At 42.0% G+C, this 16671-nt stretch carries 25 protein-coding genes; 16 read left to right on the forward strand and 9 right to left on the reverse strand.

What is annotated here, in order from left to right:
- Positions 1–1289, forward strand: a 1289-nt coding sequence (locus ICL16_RS14875; protein ID WP_238360786.1) for a tyrosine-type recombinase/integrase, incomplete at its 5' end; no start/stop codon positions are given.
- A 152-nt stretch (positions 1290–1441) separates the two neighbouring features.
- On the opposite strand, the gene ICL16_RS14880 is transcribed toward ICL16_RS14875, so the two are convergent.
- From ICL16_RS14880 to ICL16_RS14895, 4 genes are all read right to left on the reverse strand, one after another.
- The gene (locus tag ICL16_RS14880; protein WP_190828960.1) at positions 1442–1816 is read right to left on the reverse strand and encodes a hypothetical protein; all 375 of its coding nucleotides are present in this window, start codon (positions 1814–1816) and stop codon (positions 1442–1444) included.
- Between the two features lie 97 nt (positions 1817–1913).
- A complete protein-coding gene (locus tag ICL16_RS14885) occupies positions 1914–4487 on the reverse strand; it encodes a VapE domain-containing protein (RefSeq protein ID WP_190828963.1) in 2574 nt (857 codons plus the stop codon).
- A 505-nt stretch (positions 4488–4992) separates the two neighbouring features.
- Entirely contained in the window at positions 4993–5334 is a 342-nt protein-coding gene (locus tag ICL16_RS14890) for a hypothetical protein (protein WP_190828965.1), read from the reverse strand.
- Entirely contained in the window at positions 5331–5570 is a 240-nt protein-coding gene (locus ICL16_RS14895) for a ribbon-helix-helix domain-containing protein (protein ID WP_337907012.1), read from the reverse strand. The genes ICL16_RS14890 and ICL16_RS14895 overlap by 4 nt, the downstream gene beginning before the upstream one ends.
- Positions 5571–5753: 183 nt before the next feature.
- Between ICL16_RS14895 and ICL16_RS14900 the strand changes: the two genes are divergently transcribed.
- From ICL16_RS14900 to ICL16_RS14945, 11 genes are all read left to right on the forward strand, one after another.
- Positions 5754–6758: a ParM/StbA family protein gene (locus ICL16_RS14900; RefSeq protein WP_190828967.1), complete on the forward strand. Its 1005-nt coding sequence runs from the start codon at positions 5754–5756 to the stop codon at positions 6756–6758.
- Positions 6755–7021: a hypothetical protein gene (locus ICL16_RS14905; RefSeq protein ID WP_190828970.1), complete on the forward strand. Its 267-nt coding sequence runs from the start codon at positions 6755–6757 to the stop codon at positions 7019–7021. Before ICL16_RS14900 ends, ICL16_RS14905 begins: the two co-directional genes overlap by 4 nt.
- 56 nt (positions 7022–7077) lie before the next feature.
- A complete protein-coding gene (locus ICL16_RS14910; RefSeq protein WP_190828972.1) occupies positions 7078–7308 on the forward strand; it encodes a hypothetical protein in 231 nt (76 codons plus the stop codon).
- The gene (locus ICL16_RS14915; RefSeq protein ID WP_190828975.1) at positions 7301–7570 is read left to right on the forward strand and encodes a hypothetical protein; all 270 of its coding nucleotides are present in this window, start codon (positions 7301–7303) and stop codon (positions 7568–7570) included. Before ICL16_RS14910 ends, ICL16_RS14915 begins: the two co-directional genes overlap by 8 nt.
- A gap of 92 nt (positions 7571–7662) precedes the next feature.
- The gene (locus ICL16_RS14920) at positions 7663–7941 is read left to right on the forward strand and encodes a hypothetical protein (protein WP_190828977.1); all 279 of its coding nucleotides are present in this window, start codon (positions 7663–7665) and stop codon (positions 7939–7941) included.
- 26 nt (positions 7942–7967) lie between these two features.
- Positions 7968–8207 carry a hypothetical protein gene (locus ICL16_RS14925; protein ID WP_190828979.1) on the forward strand — a complete coding sequence of 80 codons (240 nt, stop codon included), beginning with the start codon at positions 7968–7970 and terminating at the stop codon, positions 8205–8207.
- Between the two features lie 34 nt (positions 8208–8241).
- On the forward strand, positions 8242–8673 hold the full coding sequence (locus ICL16_RS14930; protein WP_190828981.1) for a hypothetical protein: 432 nt from the start codon (positions 8242–8244) through the stop codon (positions 8671–8673).
- Positions 8674–8688: 15 nt separating this feature from the next.
- The gene (locus ICL16_RS14935; RefSeq protein WP_190828984.1) at positions 8689–9348 is read left to right on the forward strand and encodes a hypothetical protein; all 660 of its coding nucleotides are present in this window, start codon (positions 8689–8691) and stop codon (positions 9346–9348) included.
- 73 nt (positions 9349–9421) lie between these two features.
- A complete protein-coding gene (locus tag ICL16_RS14940; RefSeq protein ID WP_190828986.1) occupies positions 9422–11440 on the forward strand; it encodes a DUF1796 family putative cysteine peptidase in 2019 nt (672 codons plus the stop codon).
- A 36-nt stretch (positions 11441–11476) separates the two neighbouring features.
- Complete coding sequence (locus ICL16_RS46820; RefSeq protein WP_273038758.1) at positions 11477–11608, forward strand: hypothetical protein; 132 nt, start codon at positions 11477–11479, stop codon at positions 11606–11608.
- A 70-nt stretch (positions 11609–11678) separates the two neighbouring features.
- Complete coding sequence (locus tag ICL16_RS14945; protein ID WP_190828989.1) at positions 11679–12089, forward strand: hypothetical protein; 411 nt, start codon at positions 11679–11681, stop codon at positions 12087–12089.
- 60 nt (positions 12090–12149) lie between these two features.
- On the opposite strand, the gene ICL16_RS14950 is transcribed toward ICL16_RS14945, so the two are convergent.
- The 4 genes from ICL16_RS14950 to ICL16_RS14965 all read right to left on the reverse strand — a co-directional run bounded on the left by ICL16_RS14950 (position 12150) and on the right by ICL16_RS14965 (position 13836).
- On the reverse strand, positions 12150–12347 hold the full coding sequence (locus ICL16_RS14950; RefSeq protein WP_190829033.1) for a hypothetical protein: 198 nt from the start codon (positions 12345–12347) through the stop codon (positions 12150–12152).
- Positions 12340–12753 (reverse strand): hypothetical protein, encoded by a 414-nt coding sequence (locus ICL16_RS14955; protein WP_190829035.1) that lies wholly within the window; start codon positions 12751–12753, stop codon positions 12340–12342. The genes ICL16_RS14950 and ICL16_RS14955 overlap by 8 nt, the downstream gene beginning before the upstream one ends.
- Positions 12754–12806: 53 nt before the next feature.
- A complete protein-coding gene (locus ICL16_RS14960) occupies positions 12807–13055 on the reverse strand; it encodes a hypothetical protein (protein ID WP_190829037.1) in 249 nt (82 codons plus the stop codon).
- Between the two features lie 79 nt (positions 13056–13134).
- Positions 13135–13836, reverse strand: coding sequence for a hypothetical protein (locus ICL16_RS14965; RefSeq protein ID WP_190829041.1), 702 nt, complete (start codon positions 13834–13836; stop codon positions 13135–13137).
- A gap of 126 nt (positions 13837–13962) precedes the next feature.
- Between ICL16_RS14965 and ICL16_RS14970 the strand changes: the two genes are divergently transcribed.
- The 4 genes from ICL16_RS14970 (at position 13963) to ICL16_RS14985 (ending at position 15776) form a co-directional block, all read left to right on the forward strand.
- Positions 13963–14865: a tyrosine-type recombinase/integrase gene (locus tag ICL16_RS14970; RefSeq protein WP_202895562.1), complete on the forward strand. Its 903-nt coding sequence runs from the start codon at positions 13963–13965 to the stop codon at positions 14863–14865.
- A gap of 34 nt (positions 14866–14899) precedes the next feature.
- Positions 14900–15139 (forward strand): hypothetical protein, encoded by a 240-nt coding sequence (locus ICL16_RS14975; protein ID WP_190829043.1) that lies wholly within the window; start codon positions 14900–14902, stop codon positions 15137–15139.
- A gap of 153 nt (positions 15140–15292) precedes the next feature.
- The gene (locus ICL16_RS14980; protein ID WP_190829045.1) at positions 15293–15490 is read left to right on the forward strand and encodes a hypothetical protein; all 198 of its coding nucleotides are present in this window, start codon (positions 15293–15295) and stop codon (positions 15488–15490) included.
- Between the two features lie 76 nt (positions 15491–15566).
- Complete coding sequence (locus ICL16_RS14985) at positions 15567–15776, forward strand: hypothetical protein (protein ID WP_190829047.1); 210 nt, start codon at positions 15567–15569, stop codon at positions 15774–15776.
- Between the two features lie 203 nt (positions 15777–15979).
- On the opposite strand, the gene ICL16_RS14990 is transcribed toward ICL16_RS14985, so the two are convergent.
- Positions 15980–16216, reverse strand: a complete 237-nt coding sequence (locus ICL16_RS14990; RefSeq protein ID WP_190829049.1) for a hypothetical protein — start codon at positions 16214–16216, stop codon at positions 15980–15982.
- Positions 16217–16671 lie beyond the last annotated feature (455 nt).

The raw sequence follows: 16671 nt of genomic DNA on the forward strand, positions 1-16671 counted from the left end.
AAAAAAAAGTAATAAATACCAAAAGCTTTGTAACTGTAACTTTGGATAAGGGTAAGTACATACGGTTGCAGTTCTCTACTTCGCTATCTCAAAAGTTCTGGAATAAGAAGCAGCACTATTTCTCACTGCGAATACTTAATAATGCAGAAAATATGATTAAGGCTAAAGAGGTAGCTAGTCTTATTGAGAAAGATATATTATTTGGTACTTTTGACCCAACACTAGAAAAATACAAATTAGAAAATTTAGCTGCTAGTAAAATACAGGCAGAAGGATTAGCCTTAAAGGAAAAATACAAGCCTAAACTGATAGATTTGTATAATGATTATTGTGAGTTTAGAAAGACAAGATTAGCTGAAACTACGTACCGTCGGCATTATAGAGGTGCATTTTATAGAGCATTGCTAGAATGCCCTCAAGATATTGAGAAAGCTTTAGATATATATAACAAATTGATTGAGATACGTAGTAAGGATACTGTTAGAAGAGTTATGGGTATACTAGCTGAGGTTGTAGATTGGGCTAGAGAACATGACAAAATACCTGTTGAAGTTAGAAATGGCTACAAGTCTTTACAGGAAAACATTTTACCTAATAATTCTTGTAGGAAAAAGCCTAAGCAAATTAGGTGCTTATCAATACCAGATGACGATTACAGAGCTTTCACTAAAGAAGAGAGAGATGCAATAATAGAAGCATTTGAGAAACGCGGGAATCAAAATGGAAGAAGTAGTAAGAAATGGACTAATATTATTAAATTTCTTTTCATGACTGGATGTAGGCATGGAGAATTAGCAGCTCTAAGATGGAAAGATATAAGTCCAGATTGTACACGAATTAAATTTCAACGTTCTTATGACGGAGAATATAAAGTAGAGAAAGATTTAAAAACTGCATCCAAAGGTATAAAAAGCCGAATTTTCCCTTGTAATGAAAACTTACAGCATTTTTTAATGAGCATAAGACCTGAAAATTATAATCTTGAAGATTTTGTATTTCAGTGGCAAGGTAAACCAGTCATCATGAAAAGTATACGAAATATTTGGTCAGGTCACGAAGATCGTTCTGGAAAAAACATTACCAAGTCATTAATAGCTGAGTTAATTACTTCTGGAAAGTTAAAGCAGTATCTAACTCCGTATGCAACAAGGCACACATTTATAACACTGCAATTAGAAGCAGGAGTCCCTATTCAAAATGTCGCAAAATGGGTAGGTAATTCACCTGCAACAATTATTAAGCATTATCAAAGCGTTTGCCGTAACTATGACTTGCCGCTTGAAATTTAGCTTTGGAACCCTAAAAAAGGCATTTTTACTAGAAAATTCTAGTACTGGCTTGTTTGTTGCGATCGCTCTTCACTCCAAATCTTTCGCTTTAAAGATAGCGCGATCGCCATGACTTACCCTACTCCCCTACTCCCCACGCCCATATCCGCCGCTCAAGAGTCAGTAATTCTTTTGTAAACCTCTGGGCGCTTCCACGGGTTAGTTTCTACTTGCTGCAACGATTGCACAGTGATTGGATAGATCCGCAATTGCCATGTTGAATCACCATCCACACTAGTAATGTTAATCAACTCCAGTAGCTCAACAGGTTTCATAGTAGGATTTTCTCGAATGCAGTCGATCAAAGTTCCAGGGTAAGTTTTCTCACGCCGCCAATCTTCCGGATAAGCTCGGTCTAAAAACCATTCCCATCGGTCAGTGTGGGTCAGCATGTGTTGGGCAATCTCTAGCTCAGACTCTGCCTCCACAACAATGAATGAGCCTTTGTCTACCCCTTCATCGATTACGCAGGTAATCAGAAACAACATGACTTTTACCTCGAAGAGCGCCTACAAGCTTGGACCATGCTTACTTCCTTTGGTTGCAGATTTATTTTAGGCGATCGCCACAATTCGTGATAAATAGCTAGCCAGCTACTGGTCTAAGGCTACCTCGCTTAACATACTTTCGCGTTCCAGATTTAAACTCAATTTGAAATTCCGCACCCCGATTCCAAAAACCAACAACTTCCACAGCTTCATTACCGTAGATCGCTGACTGCCCAACAATAGGTGTCCATTGCTGGGACTTGGCAGTTGGGGTCGTGCTTGTTGCGATCGCATTTGTGCCAGTGCCTTCTCCTATCGGAGACGCTGCGCCAACTGCGATCGCATCTTTATTAGAGGTGTCAACCGCAGCTTTTGAGGTATCAATTGTCCCAAAGCCTTGATTTTGCGTTGTTTCTGTTTGGTTGACACCTTGGGGGTTGACACCTGTTTTTAAGTTTTGGTTTGTAGATGGTGGATCTACATTAATGTTTTGTTGTTGTTCAAAGTTTGGGGTATTTTCGTTAAAAGGTGTCAACCTATTGTCTGAAAAGTCTACTGCGTCTGGGTTTGAGTTGGTTGACACCTTGGTTGACACCTCTAAGATATCTGGTTGACACCCACTAAAATCGGGTTGACACCTCCAAACTGGGGTAGACTTGCCATTAATCTTCTTCTTCTCGCCCTTGACCCAACCCAACCGCTTGAGGCACTCCGCAACACGCATCTGTGATTGACGGTCATGTCTACCAATTTCAATTTTTAGGCAATGAGTTAAAATCTCTGTAACCGTTGTCTGCTGTAGGTTTTCTAGATAAAGCTCTATGACTTCGGTCCAACTGTCTTCCACTTCAAACCGCTTGTTTAACAAGGCATTCCGTTTCTCTTCCTCTGGTGTCAACCAATGCTGATCACCAGAACGGTAGGCATGGACAGCTGCTGCCCAAAGTTGATCTAATTCATCTTTCAGCATCTGCACTGGAATACGATCAACCAGAACTGGAATAACCCAAAATCTTCTATGCCCCTCTGGATCGACAAGAAATTCTGCCGGGTTGACACTGGCGACAAAGCAGGATGTACGGGGGAAAGACTCAACGGATCGACCATAGGGAACCCGCAAGTTATCACACTTAGTTGTCAAAAAACCACGTAAGCCAGCAATCTCCTTACGCCGGAAAACCGATTCAATCTCAGCCATCTCCAAAATCCAAAAACGTCTGAGCTTTAACCGTTCGTCTTTATCATTGCTACCACTGGTGGCTGTATCATCGAACCAATCTGGGTTTACAGCTAAAGTGCGCCAAAAACTTGATTTTTGTACACCCTGCAACCCCTGCAAAACCACTACGGTATCGTGCTGGCATCCTGGTTCAAACACCCGCCTCACCTGACCAATTAGGTGTTTACGCATGAATACATTATGTAATGGCTCTGTAGTGCCAAAATACCGAGTAGCAATGTTTTCTATAATACTCAAATCATTGATTGGATACTGTTCGGCTACACGTTCAAGGTATTCTCGTACTGGGTGATAGCTATTGGCTTTTGAAATTATCAGCACCGCTTCAACTGCTTTCGATGAGCTTATATCAATGTCAAAATCCCTTGCTATCTGCATTGAGATCGTATCCAGGTCTACGGGTTGACCATCTAATTCTGGCTTCAAGGTCATCTCGTTGAAACGCAATCTGGAGCGCCAACGCGATTCTAGGAAGTTAAGTATCTGTTTATTCTTGCTTCTTGCTCCTTTCGGTTCCGGGGTAGAATCAGATCGAAATGCCTTTTCTAACTTGGCGATCGCTTTTTGGTATGCCGCATCAAAAGCACCGCTACCATTGTTGACCATAAAATCATCAAGTCCCTTGCCGTCAGAGGATGTCCACTTTATATCTACTGTGGTACATCCAGCGGCGTTTAGGGCAAGCCGTAATTTTTTCTTACCACTTGCTACGGCCAGCTTGGCTTTCTGCTTTTCATCCCGGTCGAACGCGAAAAGCCATCTACTATCCTCTTGTGCAAAGCGTTCCAAGTCATTAATGAGGTATGGGTCTACGTATCTGTCTCGCTCATCCTTGTTTTTTGCACCACAAGTACAACCGTACAACGCGATCGCAACGTACCCTTGAGACAAGGCACTCAAGCCCTTTTTCCCACCCTCAGTAACAATTCGCGGGATATCCATTTCTTGCAGCCACTCCCAAAAGCTACCGGACATCGGCACTTCGATGCCGTGCTTTTCAGCTATCCGCTTTCTTATGCTTGGTGGTATTGGGGGAAGGAATGCGCGATCGCCTATTCCCTTGGGCGCCATATACCTGTAAGGACGTTGTTTGTCATCATCCCAAAGAGATACTATGACTTGCCAAATTGTACCATCTTCATTTTTGAGGAATGCTGCATACAGGTTTTCACTTGCCTGATGCCCGAAGCGCTTGAAATCCCAGCCTAGTGCGTCATGGATGGGGGTGCTGACATCCCCACCGTCGCTAAATTCCTGATCTCCGTGGAATTCTACACAAGCATCAAATAGTTCTGGGTCGATGGCGCTGCCTTCGATAAAAACTTGCCGGACAAATGACTTAAACTCGTCAAAGCTCTCAAATCTGTTGCGGATCGGAGTTAGACCTGAGAAATTTTTAGCTTTGATTTCCGAGTTTTTTGCAACAACCATTTTTTACCCCTGTTTGTAAGTACAGGAGGTGTCGCCACTATTTATTCGTGTTCGTGAACGTCATTAGTTTACCCGTGTTCCTGATTAATCGTCCTCTTCATCCTCTTAGTGAAAGATGGCTATATTACAAGATACGAAGTATCTGATCAATAGCCGCTACTCGGAGATATGTACAAATCCTTTGATTGTTTACTCTAAGACCTTTATGGCGTGCCGTGAACAACTACGGTACTATAATCTTAGATTGTTTAATTAAAATACTTAGGACGGGTGTCGTTTACTTTTGACGTTGACGTAATAGTAGTGGCGATGCCCCCTTTTTTTTAATTAAAAACTTAAATTTAGCAACGGCTCTCCCTTTCGGGCGTTTCCCTTATAAAATCCGTAAAGTCGATTGTACCAATTTTCGGGGTTAGGTCATGATACCTGCTCCTCATTTGTAAGAAGTCTTGGAGGCGCGTTTGATTTCACTCAGTCGTTTATTGGCGATTGAGTTACATGCACCTCATGCTGGTGAACCGCTGCCGCCGTTGCGATTGCGTAAGTATTCCCAGATCTGACGTATCTCCTGTCGAAACTCTTGGCGGTCTTGGTCTGCTTGCCGTCGAAATTCTTGACGGTCAATGGCTGCTTGCTGCCTATCTTGTGCTGCTTGCTCTGCCAAGTTATTGATGTTGCGGTTGGTTTGTTCGGTTAGATTATTGAGATTTTCAGTAAGCTGCTGAATATTCGCTACCAGTACATCAATAGTGGCGTCATGTTGCACAACTGTTTCGCCAACGTTGGCGAAGAGATTTTCTAGGCGGCTTAAGCGTTCCTCAATGGTTGGTGGTTGGCTTGTAGTCATTTGCTCTCCTTGTTTATATTTTTTCGCTCAATTAATGCTTTTTTAACAATTACTGTAATAAGCTGCGGAACCGACCTGAACTCTGATTCTGCCCATTCTTCCAACTCTTTGTAGTCGTTAGGGTCGAAACTAATTGTTGTCCGTGGGCGTTTTGTGGGCATGAGAGAGTAGGCATAAGAAAAAAATACACTTGATGCCATTATCCGCAAGAATGCCCCAGATGTGTGCTTGTACATTATTCTATGTACTATTTGCAAAGTGATGTACCTGATGCTATCCTATCACCATAACCAAATTTAGACGCAATAAGGAAATCAAAGCCGCAAAGAATCACCTATCGTTGCGGACGATTTAACGTTGCAAACTCCCAAAACCCTTACTAGGTCTGAACTTTAAAGCTTTATAAGGAGAATTTTCTCATGACAGTTAGCTTGACGCAGACAGTTATAACTAATCGTGCTGAGTCAAATTTGGTAAAGCGTAAAATCTTAGCACTAGATGCTGGCAACAGAACTACTCAATGGATCAACCCCGACGGAGAAGTAATCACAATCCCCAGTGTTATTAAGCACTTTGATGATTGGGAAGATATTCCAGAAGGAAATGTTGAATCACCAGTTATTGAGTTACTAAATGAAGATTTTCAAGTTAGTGAAAGCTACGTGATTGGCACAGAAGCTAAGTTACAAAAAGGCAAAGCAGCATTTGCATACGACAAAATCAAACTAGCTTCCAAGCTGATGTTTGCAGCATTAGAGCCACATCCAAGTACAGATATGCTCGTGGTCGAAACTTTGCGGGTAGCATTACCAGATTCCAGGAACCAAGACTACGCCAAGACCTTAAAAAATCTGGAAGGAACTTTCAGTTTTATTCGCAATGGTCAACGAGTAACTGCCAGCATCCGCAAGGTGCAATTGGTTGATGAAACTAAACCAGCTTTCGACTATGCCACGCAACGTGGTTTATTTCATCGTCCTGACAAGATTAACGGGATTCTTGATTTAGGTGGTGGAACTGCTATTGGTCGCCTGTATTCGCCTTCTGGGCAGCCTATGCGTACCCAAGATGTGATAGCAGATGGCACTTACAAGCTAGCCAACTTAGTTAGTGCCGCTATGCAACGAACTACTAATAAGAGTTTGGATTTGTCACAAATCATGGACGCGATCGCCAACGGAACTTACACAACTGAATCAGGTGTAACGTTCACTAGTGTTTTTCCCAAATGTAGAGATGCTTGGCTTGATGAAATTCGAGCAGAAATCCGGACACGCTGGGCAGATTTTTTCAAAGAGATTGGTGAAGTTTTGATTATTGGTGGTTCCGCACCACTAGCGAAACAGTTAGAAGCTGACACAAATAAACGATTCAAAATTGCTGAAAACTTTCAAACAATTTCAATAGAGGGAATGATTCTGTGACTATGGCACAAGCACGAATTGTTGTGAGGGATGAAGCATTAGAAAGAGGACAAGAACTGTTAAAAGCTACAAAACTTGGCAGTTTGACAGAGCTTTTTAATGTACTGGTTTCCAGATACGGAACACATTTGCAAACAACTTGGGTAATACCAGCAGCTAGCTGTTTGTGTTCTTCTAATCAACCAATAATTTTGCCGTCAGATTTAACCCTAAAGGTTAACGAGATTGAATCAAATTTTGACAGTGAACTAACAGGAGTTTGAAGTAAAAAGCGCATACGAATACATGGAATTGTATGGAAGGGATTGAGGTGAAAGTAATGTTTAATGTTGCCAACTTAACCACTAAAGGACGTTATCTCATTGAAGGCGAACGCGGTGAATGGCACTACTCAGGATGCACCGGAAGCAAATATAACTTTTGGCGTAAAGCAGTAGGAAGCACTCGTAGGGTAAACCTTACACTTTCTGCAATTCAAGTAAAACGTAGGCTTTGGCAAGAGGTACAGACACTCAATCTAGGGAATTTGGAGGCTTTCAGAGGTGAATGATTTACAACTGGTCAACTGTGTGACGCTTTTAACACAAAGCAAGACTTATTCAATTGAAGGCACACTATACCGCTACCGCTATGAAGTTGGCAGTATCAAGCACACAGCTTATATTTTTACCCCTCTGCCCAGACAGCGTAAGACAGCCGACCTTAGACTTACCCGCGATAAAGTTTTACGCAAGTGCTATGAGGTTCCCAGTTTGTACCGACAACACAACGCGGTAATGACCACGGAAGCAATACAGCAAAGTTTGTTTTGAGGAGAGAGCGATCGCGCTGCCTGAGAAACAAGCGATCGCCTCCAACAGAATGTATCTCCGTTGATGAAGATAACAACATAGAGGATCAAATCATGTCGAAACCAATCGGATATTTTTGCAACTACACACCAGGAGACGGTGGACTACTGGGAGATATCGAAGCAGAGTGCGGTAGTACTTTCGAGAATCTAAACCAATCTCAAAAGCTGTGGATTTTAGCTTACTGCGCTGGTGCAATGACAGCAACGGAAACAGAGAACTACGACCCTAACGAGGTTGGAGATGATATTACGCCATTGTGTGAACGTTTACACGAGTTGACCTTGTTTGATCAACTTGGGTTGATTAAATGTTTAACTGAAAATATTTAACTTTAATTACTTTGGAGTAATAAGTCATGTCTCAACTAATTGAAGAAATGTCCGAAATGTGGGGTCAACAGTTTCAGGAATTGAACCACTTGGAAAGATTGTGGATGATTCAACAAATTGCAAATAATTTGTGCGAGAGCAGTGATGGGGATGACGTTGTTTGTTATCAGGTTGAAGATGCACTCTTGAGAATTAATGAATTGAACACGCGGGATAAATTGAATTTGATTCAAGCATTGATTAATCAGGTGATTAATCCTAGCTAGTAAATCAGGTAGGTGAAATTCCTACCTTCTAACCATGACCAAATCAAGAGCGGACAAATATCTTTTCCCTACTGGAATCTCTTTATTTGGAGGACTATTAATTGCTGCACCGCTTTTTCTAAAAGTACCTTCCGACTATACTACTTTCGCAGTAAAAGATAGTCTCCAACAAAGTGAAGAAATTAACCGTGAACGCATTAATCAGAGAAAAGAGACAGCAGATTTAATTCGCAAAACGGGACTACTTCCAGAAGGGCGAACACTCAGAATAGTTGACTATGATGACGGAATAAAACCTCCTAAATTAAAGAGACAGATTCTGCAAAGTTACCTAGCAGACCAGGTTCTCTTTGTTTACGACCGTTCCAACATATGCATTGGAAAGATAGAGAATCGCCGATTTATTTGGAAGAGAAAAACAAACGCAGCTTGTAATAATGCCCCAGTAATTAATGAAGATAGTTAACAAAGGAGAAAACAAATGGAATCTAATAAACCACCCTTAACAACTTCAGATGGAAAGACACCTTTAGTCTCAAAACCTCAACAACAACAACCCAAATCGGATATTTTCAGTACTCTAGCCAAGTGGGTAGTAGTAATAATTTCAATTATTCCCCGGTTCCTTGCCAGCATAATGGAGCATTTCACGGAGGCTGGAAGCGTTGGTGCAGTTGCATTAGGTAGTCTAGTTTTTGTTGTGGGAGTACTGTTCACTGCTGATAGCTACTGGCAATCCTTATTCCAAGGAGCCGCTTTGTTTCCATTCTTTGAACAGACATGGGCGGGTTGGTCTTGGCTACCAGGGATTGCTTTATTCCCTCCTAGTTTTCGTGCCGGAATCATTTTCAATCCTGCCTTTGTATTTGCAATTGCTCTTAGTTTCGTAATTCAAATTATTCAAAGCGCCACTGTACGAAATGCAGCATTTAAAGCGAAAACTGTAGCAGGAATTTCACCAAGAACAATCGGATTGATTGCGATAGCTAGTTGGACATTCGATTTAATTCAAACTTTCAGTAGCAGAAATCCACTGCAATATAGTGACCCTGGAGATATTTTCAAGTGCCTAATGTACAACTTGTTTTCAATAGTTGCTGCTGAACTTGGATATGTAGTTTACCGAATGCTAAAAGGCTAGTCAAACGCGGTCGCAAAAAGCGTGATGCTCCTCATCGAATGAGGTGCGACCGTCTAAACTCTCAGGAGTTGCTATGGAAAACAATAAACCACAAATACCACGACTCGAAACACCACGACTCGAAACACCACAGACCGCGCATATCCGTGCATCCTATCCAATGATTGAATATTTGGAGGATGGCTATGTTGCGGATTGGTTGAAGGAAAGAAAAGACCAACTTTTAGAATTAGCCAGAGAAGAACGTTCAGGCATCAATGCAAATAAGTTAGTTAGTGGTGCAGTACTGGCTGCTGGTTTTTTCTTTCATGCGTTATCACCTTTAGCACCTGTAGGTGTGGTTTTGGGGATAATTGGGTACGTACACGGCTGTTTCATTGATGCTAGCGCTACTGGTTCATTTTCTCCATTCCCTTTTATTCGCGGGAATGTTTTAGATTTGGCAGGTACTTTGGGTAATGCAGAACTTAGGGAGAAATTGAATGGTGATGTTGATGAATTCGAGCAACTACAACACTATCTATCCCCAGTAGAAAGGAAAGAATATGCCCTAATAGATAAGCATTTTGCATTATTAACCGACTACATAACCCAAATAGAACCACTAAAAAGGTTTCACGCCTACAGATGGATATTTGATTGCTTTGCTCGATTCAATGGAGCGCTACCCTCACCTCAACAAGTTAACGCTCACATGGCAAATGTGAAACCAGACCTTAGAGTTGATTACACTCACTTAGATGCCCTTGAACAACAGCGCTCATATTTGGATACGAGAAATCGCGAAACTAGAACCATTGAGCAAATGAACGAATACACTCCGATGCCAGAGGTGCAAGTAAAGTTCATTTCTGATGAGCAGTTGCGCCCTAACCTTCCCCCAACTGATAGTAATGCTGTAGAGGAAATACCAATTAAGATTACTCCAATTGATGAGATTTTGCCAGTAGAGGATAAGCTAACTGAACTTGTAGAATTCAAAACAGAAACACCAAACTTACCCCGGCTATTAGCACAAAGCTTAAAACTGACATTGATTGTAGGCGTTCCTGGTAGTGGTAAAGGAATTTTCGTAACTAACGCTTTAGAAGCGGTCAAGCAATACCACTCAAACACAACAATCTTTTATATTGACCCCAAGAATGATCCAAAGGAAACTGCTTACTTTTCTAGAAGAGTTGACCGTCTTTTTAGGAAGAAATTAAGTACCAGTTCTCCTGAAGATGCGGAAGAATGGGTAAGAAACTGCTTGCAAGAATATGACAATTTTGATTGTGGTCTTGGTCGTAAGCTATTAGTATTTGACGAACTAAGTTTAACACTTAAAACACTTGGCGCTGTCAAAGTAGAAAAAGGTGTAGAAAGTCCATTAACATGGCTGAAACGGAAGTTATCTGGATACTCTACTTCCGGTGATTCAGAAGGCATTACACTCTGGGGGATTTCACAAAATGCACATGTTTCTGGTCTGGGTATGGACGGTGGTGACAGAACAATGTTTGTTCCCATATTTATCATTGACGCTCAGAATGTTTCAGCCTCAGAGGGTATTCTTAAAGCTCAAATGATTCCAGGGGACAAGAGATTGAATTCCGTTGAAATACAAAAACTTTGCAAAAAATCCGAAATTGGTCGGGCTGTTTATTTTGGTGGGACTAACCAATGGTACCCTATGCCCAAACTCGAAAACTATTCTGGTTTTGACCGGGACAATAGAAAATTTCTACCTGGTTTTAGTCCTCCACCTAGTACCGATAAGCTGGCTAGTAATTATGAGGCAATAAATAGGTTGGAAGATAGTTTTAAGTTAGACATTGATAAAACACCAGAGTTACCAGAAGTGGAACAAGTAGAACAAGAACAAAATACAGTAAGTACTAGCTTTGACTTTAATAAAGGGCTTGAGGCATTGCGTACCTTTAAGGGTAAGGACTGGATTAAGTTTGGCGATGCTAGAGCTAATAATAGAGCGTTACGTAGTGTGACCCGTGATGCTGATGACGTGCGCTTGCTTGTTAGCTTTTTACATAAAGATGGAGATGCTGAGATTAAAGATGATGGTTTTTTCAGAATAATTAATCGTGACTCCTGACACTCCTGACAGTTCCAAAAATATGCTGTTTTTGGGGTGCCAGCATCGTCAGTCAGCACTGTCAGTCAGGGGTCAGTCAACGAAGTAATGCTTGTGCAGCGCATGTCAGGGCGCGTCAGCACTCTTGTCAGCCCTGACAGCCATAGCTTACCCCTGACAGAAGGCTGACATCACCGCAAAAGAGCGCTAACAATCAAAAGTCAGCACTACAAATACTAAATTAATATTAGGAGAAGCTATGACATGGCGTGAAGAATTCAATGAACTACCACCAGGCTATAAACTATCACTATGCGCATCTTGGCTTTTAGCTTTCTCTTTATGCTTGTTTGTATTGTCTAGTCTCATAGTTATTGGTAATTGGTTCATTCGTTCTGATGTACCAGAGCAGATCAAGAAGAGTTTTGTATTAGGATTAGGTGGCTCTGTTGGTTCATTAGTGTTTGGTTGTGGTGCAGCAATGATGGGTGACAGAGCAACACAATCTGAATTAGAAAGATTAGACAGCCAGCGCCAAAAAGTAGAGCATCACCACTGTAAAAGCTGCAAGTTCTACTCTTCAAATATTAACTTGCACTGTGCTGTTAATCCAAACCTTGTGCTAACAGATGAAGCGGTGAATTGTAGTGATTGGCAAGAAATTGATTAATCGACTTACAAATTTGATGTACAAAATAATTACCCCTCGGTTATCAGCCGGGGGGTTTAATTATGCTGGATTATTTTCAGCATTCAGTTTAATTTTGATGTACTGTCGTACAAACTTAGAATCACCACGATTGGGGTAAGGTTTTGATTTTTCAAGAATTGTGATTAGCTGCCTTTTTTCGCACTCCCCCAGGAACCAAGCCCATTTATTCAAATCTTCCTCTGTTCCCATTAACCTCATATCTATTGAATCACCCATTCCACTTGACCTCATCTAGAAAAGATTCAGCTTCTGATTCCCAGGTCTGTGATTCCGGCGTATTTTGCTCAGGTGTAGAAACTGGTGTAGATTTTTGCAATTCCTCAATAAAGCGATTCAAAGATCTAGCAGCAGTTTTGTACTGGGGGGAAGTCGTGGCGACTTTGCCTTTACCAGAGGTGAGGGTTTTAAGAACGCGATCGCGTACTAATTGAAGATCCGGCAGTGAGATTGCAGGAGATTGAGAAAGATTGTTCAATTCCTGCTGTAGCTCTTGATTTTCAAGCCTCTTGCTCCCAATTTCTTTCTGTACCTCATCCAAAGACTGCTGCAAACTCTCTACTTGCGCCCCTAACTGCTCGTTTTCCCGCTGGGCGTTATGCAGTTTTTCAAGAGATTCATCCATACTCTGCTGTTGCCTGAGTGCGTCTACATTGTTTACGGTTTTGTCAACAGCGCTCAGGCTGGCAACTTTTCCAGCGCTACTTCCAACTGGTTTAATTTCTCTTGGATAGGTTCTAGTCGCTCAGCAATTCGTTTGTCTACGTAATCTGTAGAAGATGTAGACCTTGTGGGCAAAGCTAACGATTCCTTGAGCAAGCGCTGTGCCGTTTGGCTTAAACTCTCCCCTGGCTGCTGTTGATTTTTTAAAGCCTCCAATTCCATCTCGCTGAACCGGAATGAAATGACCTGGCTAGTTTTAGTCATTGCCGACCCTTGTATACATCTGTAGACAAAACGAGTATATCTCAGTTTTTGTTTACAATGTCTACTAAAATACAAATACCTAATGCTCATCACCGTGTTCGATGGTTCCGGGCGATCGCCCTTCAACCAACCGACGCAGCATTACCTTAGTGTGGTTGCCATGCTTCTCAATTTGGCACTCAAAGCCGAAAGCTTCAAAATCCATTGGAGTACGCAGTTTTCTGAAAGATTGAAACCCAATCATTCGTGAACCATCGACGCTTTTAACCTTCGACAATGGGTCATCAGGATTTCCGCCCAGTATTTCATAAGCTTGCTTTGGGGTTAGCCATTCGTTTTGTTCAACAATCTGTTGAACGTTAATATGTTCTGCTGGTTGGACGTTTTGTGACTCTTGTTTAACAAGTAACTCCGAGTTGTTAAGCGTTGTTAAATCAGATTCAACAGCATTATCTAACGCTGTTAAATCTTGTTTAATAACCGTGTTAAAAGTTGTTGAACTATGTTCAATATTACTATCTGATACTGTTGAATTTTGTTCAACAAATTTGTTTAACAACGTAGAATGCTGTTTAACAATCTCCGATAATTCCTCCAGCTTTGACGAGAGCGACTCCACTTGTGTTTGTAAGTCAGGTTTTGTCTCCGGATTATCTAAGCCAAAACCACGTCTGAGAGCAGCTATAACCACATCAGTTTTATTGCCCTCCCCGGCAGCAACACGGTTCGCGATGCAGGCGAGAATATCATCTGGCAGGCGGAATCCTTCGAGTTTTGGCACTTTTGGTTAGACGACTGTTCAACAACGTTATATACAAATAAATTGTATGCGGGTGTAGACGTGCGTGTACACGATAAAATGAAAGCGACATTTGTCCGCTAAAGTCGTTTTGAAAGGGTAAAAATAATGACTCCTATTGCCCTCGTACACCACCGAGAAGAACGCAAAAAGCTAGCTCATCTTGCCCCAGCCGACGCCACCGCGAAGTTGATCGAAATGTGGGTGTATAGTAAAGCTGAAAATACTAAGGCGACCTACAAAGATTACATCACGAGGTTTTTGGCGTTTGTTGCTAAACCACTGCCCCTGGTGTCGTTGGAAGATTTGTACGATTTCGCGGCGCACCTCAATGAGCAGGGATTGGCTCAAAGTAGCCAGAAGACAATCCTTTATGCTGTTAAATCGCTACTAACATTTGCCCATAAGTTGGGGGTGACGCCTGTTAATGTTGGGGCGGCGCTGGCACTGGGCAAAACTCCAGATACTTTAAATGAGCGGCTTTTAAGCGAGTCCGAGGTGACACGGCTGATCTGGAATGGGGAAGAAAACCCGCGTAATCGGGCAATTCTACGGCTGTTGTATGGGGCGGGGCTGAGGGTGAGCGAACTGTGCGCGTTGAAGTGGAAGGATTGTACACCACGAGGTGACAGCGGTCAAGTAACTGTGATGGGTAAAGGGGGAAAGGTACGCTCTGTGCTGCTGCCAAAGTCGATCTGGTCGGAATTAGTGCAGCTGCGGAGTAATTGTAGTGATGGCGATCCGGTTTTTTGTAGTCGCAAAGGGAAGGGAAAAGGGCATTTGGATCGCAAGACTATCAACAAAATCATTGCGGCGGCGACGAAACGGGCGGGGTTGACTCAGAAGGTTAGCCCTCACTGGCTGCGTCACGCCCATGCTAGCCACGCCCTGGAGCGTGGTGCAAATGTTGGACTAGTCAAAGAAACGCTTGGACACTCCAACGTTTCCGTAACTTCCCGGTATCTTCATGCTAGACCCAACGACAGCAGCGCAATGTATCTACCATTGTAATTAGATGCACTGGCTCGTTTACATTGTCTACAATATGTCTACAGCACCACTATCGATCCGGGTTCCCGTTGACCTACTAGAAGCTTTGGACGTGAAAGCGACTGAACTCAATTGCACTCGCACCGATTACGTATTAAGCATTCTAGCTCACGCTGCTGAGGTGACGCTAAAGCCGAGAGGGTGTGTAGACGAATTTGTATACAATCGTATACAGGCGCTAGAGCAACGGGTCGCGGCGCTGGAAAAGCAAGTGCAGTCTGCTAGGGATTTGTAAACTTTGTTTACTTTTGTATGCAAGCTAAACTCTTGCCCAATTTCCACTTAATCATATCTAAATAAAAAAAGCCGTACACATACTAAGGTTTACCAAGCCTATCTCGCTCTAAATTGGACGAAAGAATAAAAGTTTCGCTCAAAGGGAAAAAATATGGTAATGGAGCCAGAGGATTGGAAGTGTCAATTAGCTAAGTTATTGTTGAAAATCGGGTGGAAAGCCGGATCTAGCATTGCTTCTGGAATTGTAGTTGGAGTTGCAGTTACCGCAATCACGTCTAATCCAGCTTTTGGAGCGCTAGCTGGCAAGGCTACTGCCGGGATTGTTGGTGGTAGCAGTTTGACATCCTAGTTTTTTATCAAAAGCTCTCTAAGTGGCAGATGTTGCCTTGTATGTAATTAGTAATACTACTTTAAGGAATAAAATCATGGATCTTCTAGAAGCTGGTATAGCTGTTCTTTCGACTTTTGGCGGAGCCGCAGCAGGTTATGGAGCGATCGCCGCATCTGGATTTACTGCTGCTGGAATGGTTGGCGGTGGTGCGGGTATTGGAGCAGCAGCCGGTCCTGTTGGCGCTGCCGTTGGCGCATTAGCTGGTTTGGCTGCTTACGGTGCTTACCGTGCGATCGGTGGCTAAAAAGTCCGTTGAATACTGATTTAACCAAAGCATAAGCCCAAGCTCAACATTGGGCTTATGCTTTGGTTGTTTATCATTGGCTACGAGTACGAGAAGAATTGGCTTGAGTCAACGCCGCAACATCAGTAAAGTATTCTTACGGTACTTTGTAATAAGTTTTTTTTGATCACGACATAAACCCAAAACTTCAGCTAGTTGAAGTTCTAGTCAGCGATTTCCAAGCGCTTCAGGACTTTTTGCATCTGCTGCTCAAGCACTTCAATGCGGCGCATTGTCTCTACCAAAGGGCTATACTCAGTATCTAATCCTAATGCTTGTCGTAAAGCATTGATAGCAAAGTCATTTAAGCTGCTTCCCTGCTCCCTAGCCCTAGTCTTCAAGCGTTCATATAGATCAGAATGTTTGTCAAGTCTTAGATTAAGTTGGATACGCTGACTCATATATTTATCAACTAGAATTTGCTAACTTTTGTTAATCGACAACTCTCAATATAGCTTACTTACTAGCGAACTACTAGAAAGTACTAGTACTTATTTTTTCCGAATTAAGCTAGTAACAACTAGCAATAGCTAGTATAACTCGCTCAAATACTAGCTAAATACTAGAAAATAATAAATAATAAAACGGAAATCTTATTATTACAACTCTTAAAATGCCTATGAATTAAGCCTTTCAAAAGGTTATAAAAAAAATATTCTCTACTCTCAAATGCGTTGCATAAGATTCAGGGTTGGAGGGATTAGTTAGTTGACTTATGTTCATAGCAAGTGCTAGTATGTGCTAGTGTTTTATTATAAACTCTATAACTATTATGCCTAAAAAAAAAGTAATAAATACCAAAAGCTTTGTAACTGTAACTTTGGATAAGGGTAAGTACATACGGTTGCAGTTCTCT

This window comes from Iningainema tapete BLCC-T55, from assembly GCF_014698965.1.
GTDB classification, from domain to species: Bacteria; Cyanobacteriota; Cyanobacteriia; order Cyanobacteriales; family Nostocaceae; genus Iningainema; species Iningainema tapete.

Excerpts from the sequence above, each read along its gene's own strand:
- ICL16_RS14950 (WP_190829033.1), bottom strand. The coding sequence starts at position 12,347 with ATGGGTGATTCAATAGATATGAGGTTAATGGGAACAGAGGAAGATTTG.
- ICL16_RS14920 (WP_190828977.1), top strand. The coding sequence starts at position 7,663 with ATGTCGAAACCAATCGGATATTTTTGCAACTACACACCAGGAGACGGT.
- ICL16_RS14975 (WP_190829043.1), top strand. The coding sequence starts at position 14,900 with ATGTCTACAGCACCACTATCGATCCGGGTTCCCGTTGACCTACTAGAA.
- ICL16_RS14885 (WP_190828963.1), bottom strand. The coding sequence starts at position 4,487 with ATGGTTGTTGCAAAAAACTCGGAAATCAAAGCTAAAAATTTCTCAGGT.
- ICL16_RS14930 (WP_190828981.1), top strand. The coding sequence starts at position 8,242 with ATGACCAAATCAAGAGCGGACAAATATCTTTTCCCTACTGGAATCTCT.
- ICL16_RS14945 (WP_190828989.1), top strand. The coding sequence starts at position 11,679 with ATGACATGGCGTGAAGAATTCAATGAACTACCACCAGGCTATAAACTA.
- ICL16_RS14940 (WP_190828986.1), top strand. The coding sequence starts at position 9,422 with ATGGAAAACAATAAACCACAAATACCACGACTCGAAACACCACGACTC.
- ICL16_RS14960 (WP_190829037.1), bottom strand. The coding sequence starts at position 13,055 with ATGACTAAAACTAGCCAGGTCATTTCATTCCGGTTCAGCGAGATGGAA.
- ICL16_RS14980 (WP_190829045.1), top strand. The coding sequence starts at position 15,293 with ATGGTAATGGAGCCAGAGGATTGGAAGTGTCAATTAGCTAAGTTATTG.
- ICL16_RS14910 (WP_190828972.1), top strand. The coding sequence starts at position 7,078 with ATGTTTAATGTTGCCAACTTAACCACTAAAGGACGTTATCTCATTGAA.
- ICL16_RS14890 (WP_190828965.1), bottom strand. The coding sequence starts at position 5,334 with ATGACTACAAGCCAACCACCAACCATTGAGGAACGCTTAAGCCGCCTA.
- ICL16_RS14990 (WP_190829049.1), bottom strand. The coding sequence starts at position 16,216 with ATGAGTCAGCGTATCCAACTTAATCTAAGACTTGACAAACATTCTGAT.
- ICL16_RS14900 (WP_190828967.1), top strand. The coding sequence starts at position 5,754 with ATGACAGTTAGCTTGACGCAGACAGTTATAACTAATCGTGCTGAGTCA.
- ICL16_RS14895 (WP_337907012.1), bottom strand. The coding sequence starts at position 5,570 with ATGTACAAGCACACATCTGGGGCATTCTTGCGGATAATGGCATCAAGT.
- ICL16_RS14935 (WP_190828984.1), top strand. The coding sequence starts at position 8,689 with ATGGAATCTAATAAACCACCCTTAACAACTTCAGATGGAAAGACACCT.
- ICL16_RS14925 (WP_190828979.1), top strand. The coding sequence starts at position 7,968 with ATGTCTCAACTAATTGAAGAAATGTCCGAAATGTGGGGTCAACAGTTT.
- ICL16_RS14955 (WP_190829035.1), bottom strand. The coding sequence starts at position 12,753 with ATGGATGAATCTCTTGAAAAACTGCATAACGCCCAGCGGGAAAACGAG.
- ICL16_RS14970 (WP_202895562.1), top strand. The coding sequence starts at position 13,963 with ATGACTCCTATTGCCCTCGTACACCACCGAGAAGAACGCAAAAAGCTA.
- ICL16_RS14880 (WP_190828960.1), bottom strand. The coding sequence starts at position 1,816 with ATGTTGTTTCTGATTACCTGCGTAATCGATGAAGGGGTAGACAAAGGC.
- ICL16_RS14985 (WP_190829047.1), top strand. The coding sequence starts at position 15,567 with ATGGATCTTCTAGAAGCTGGTATAGCTGTTCTTTCGACTTTTGGCGGA.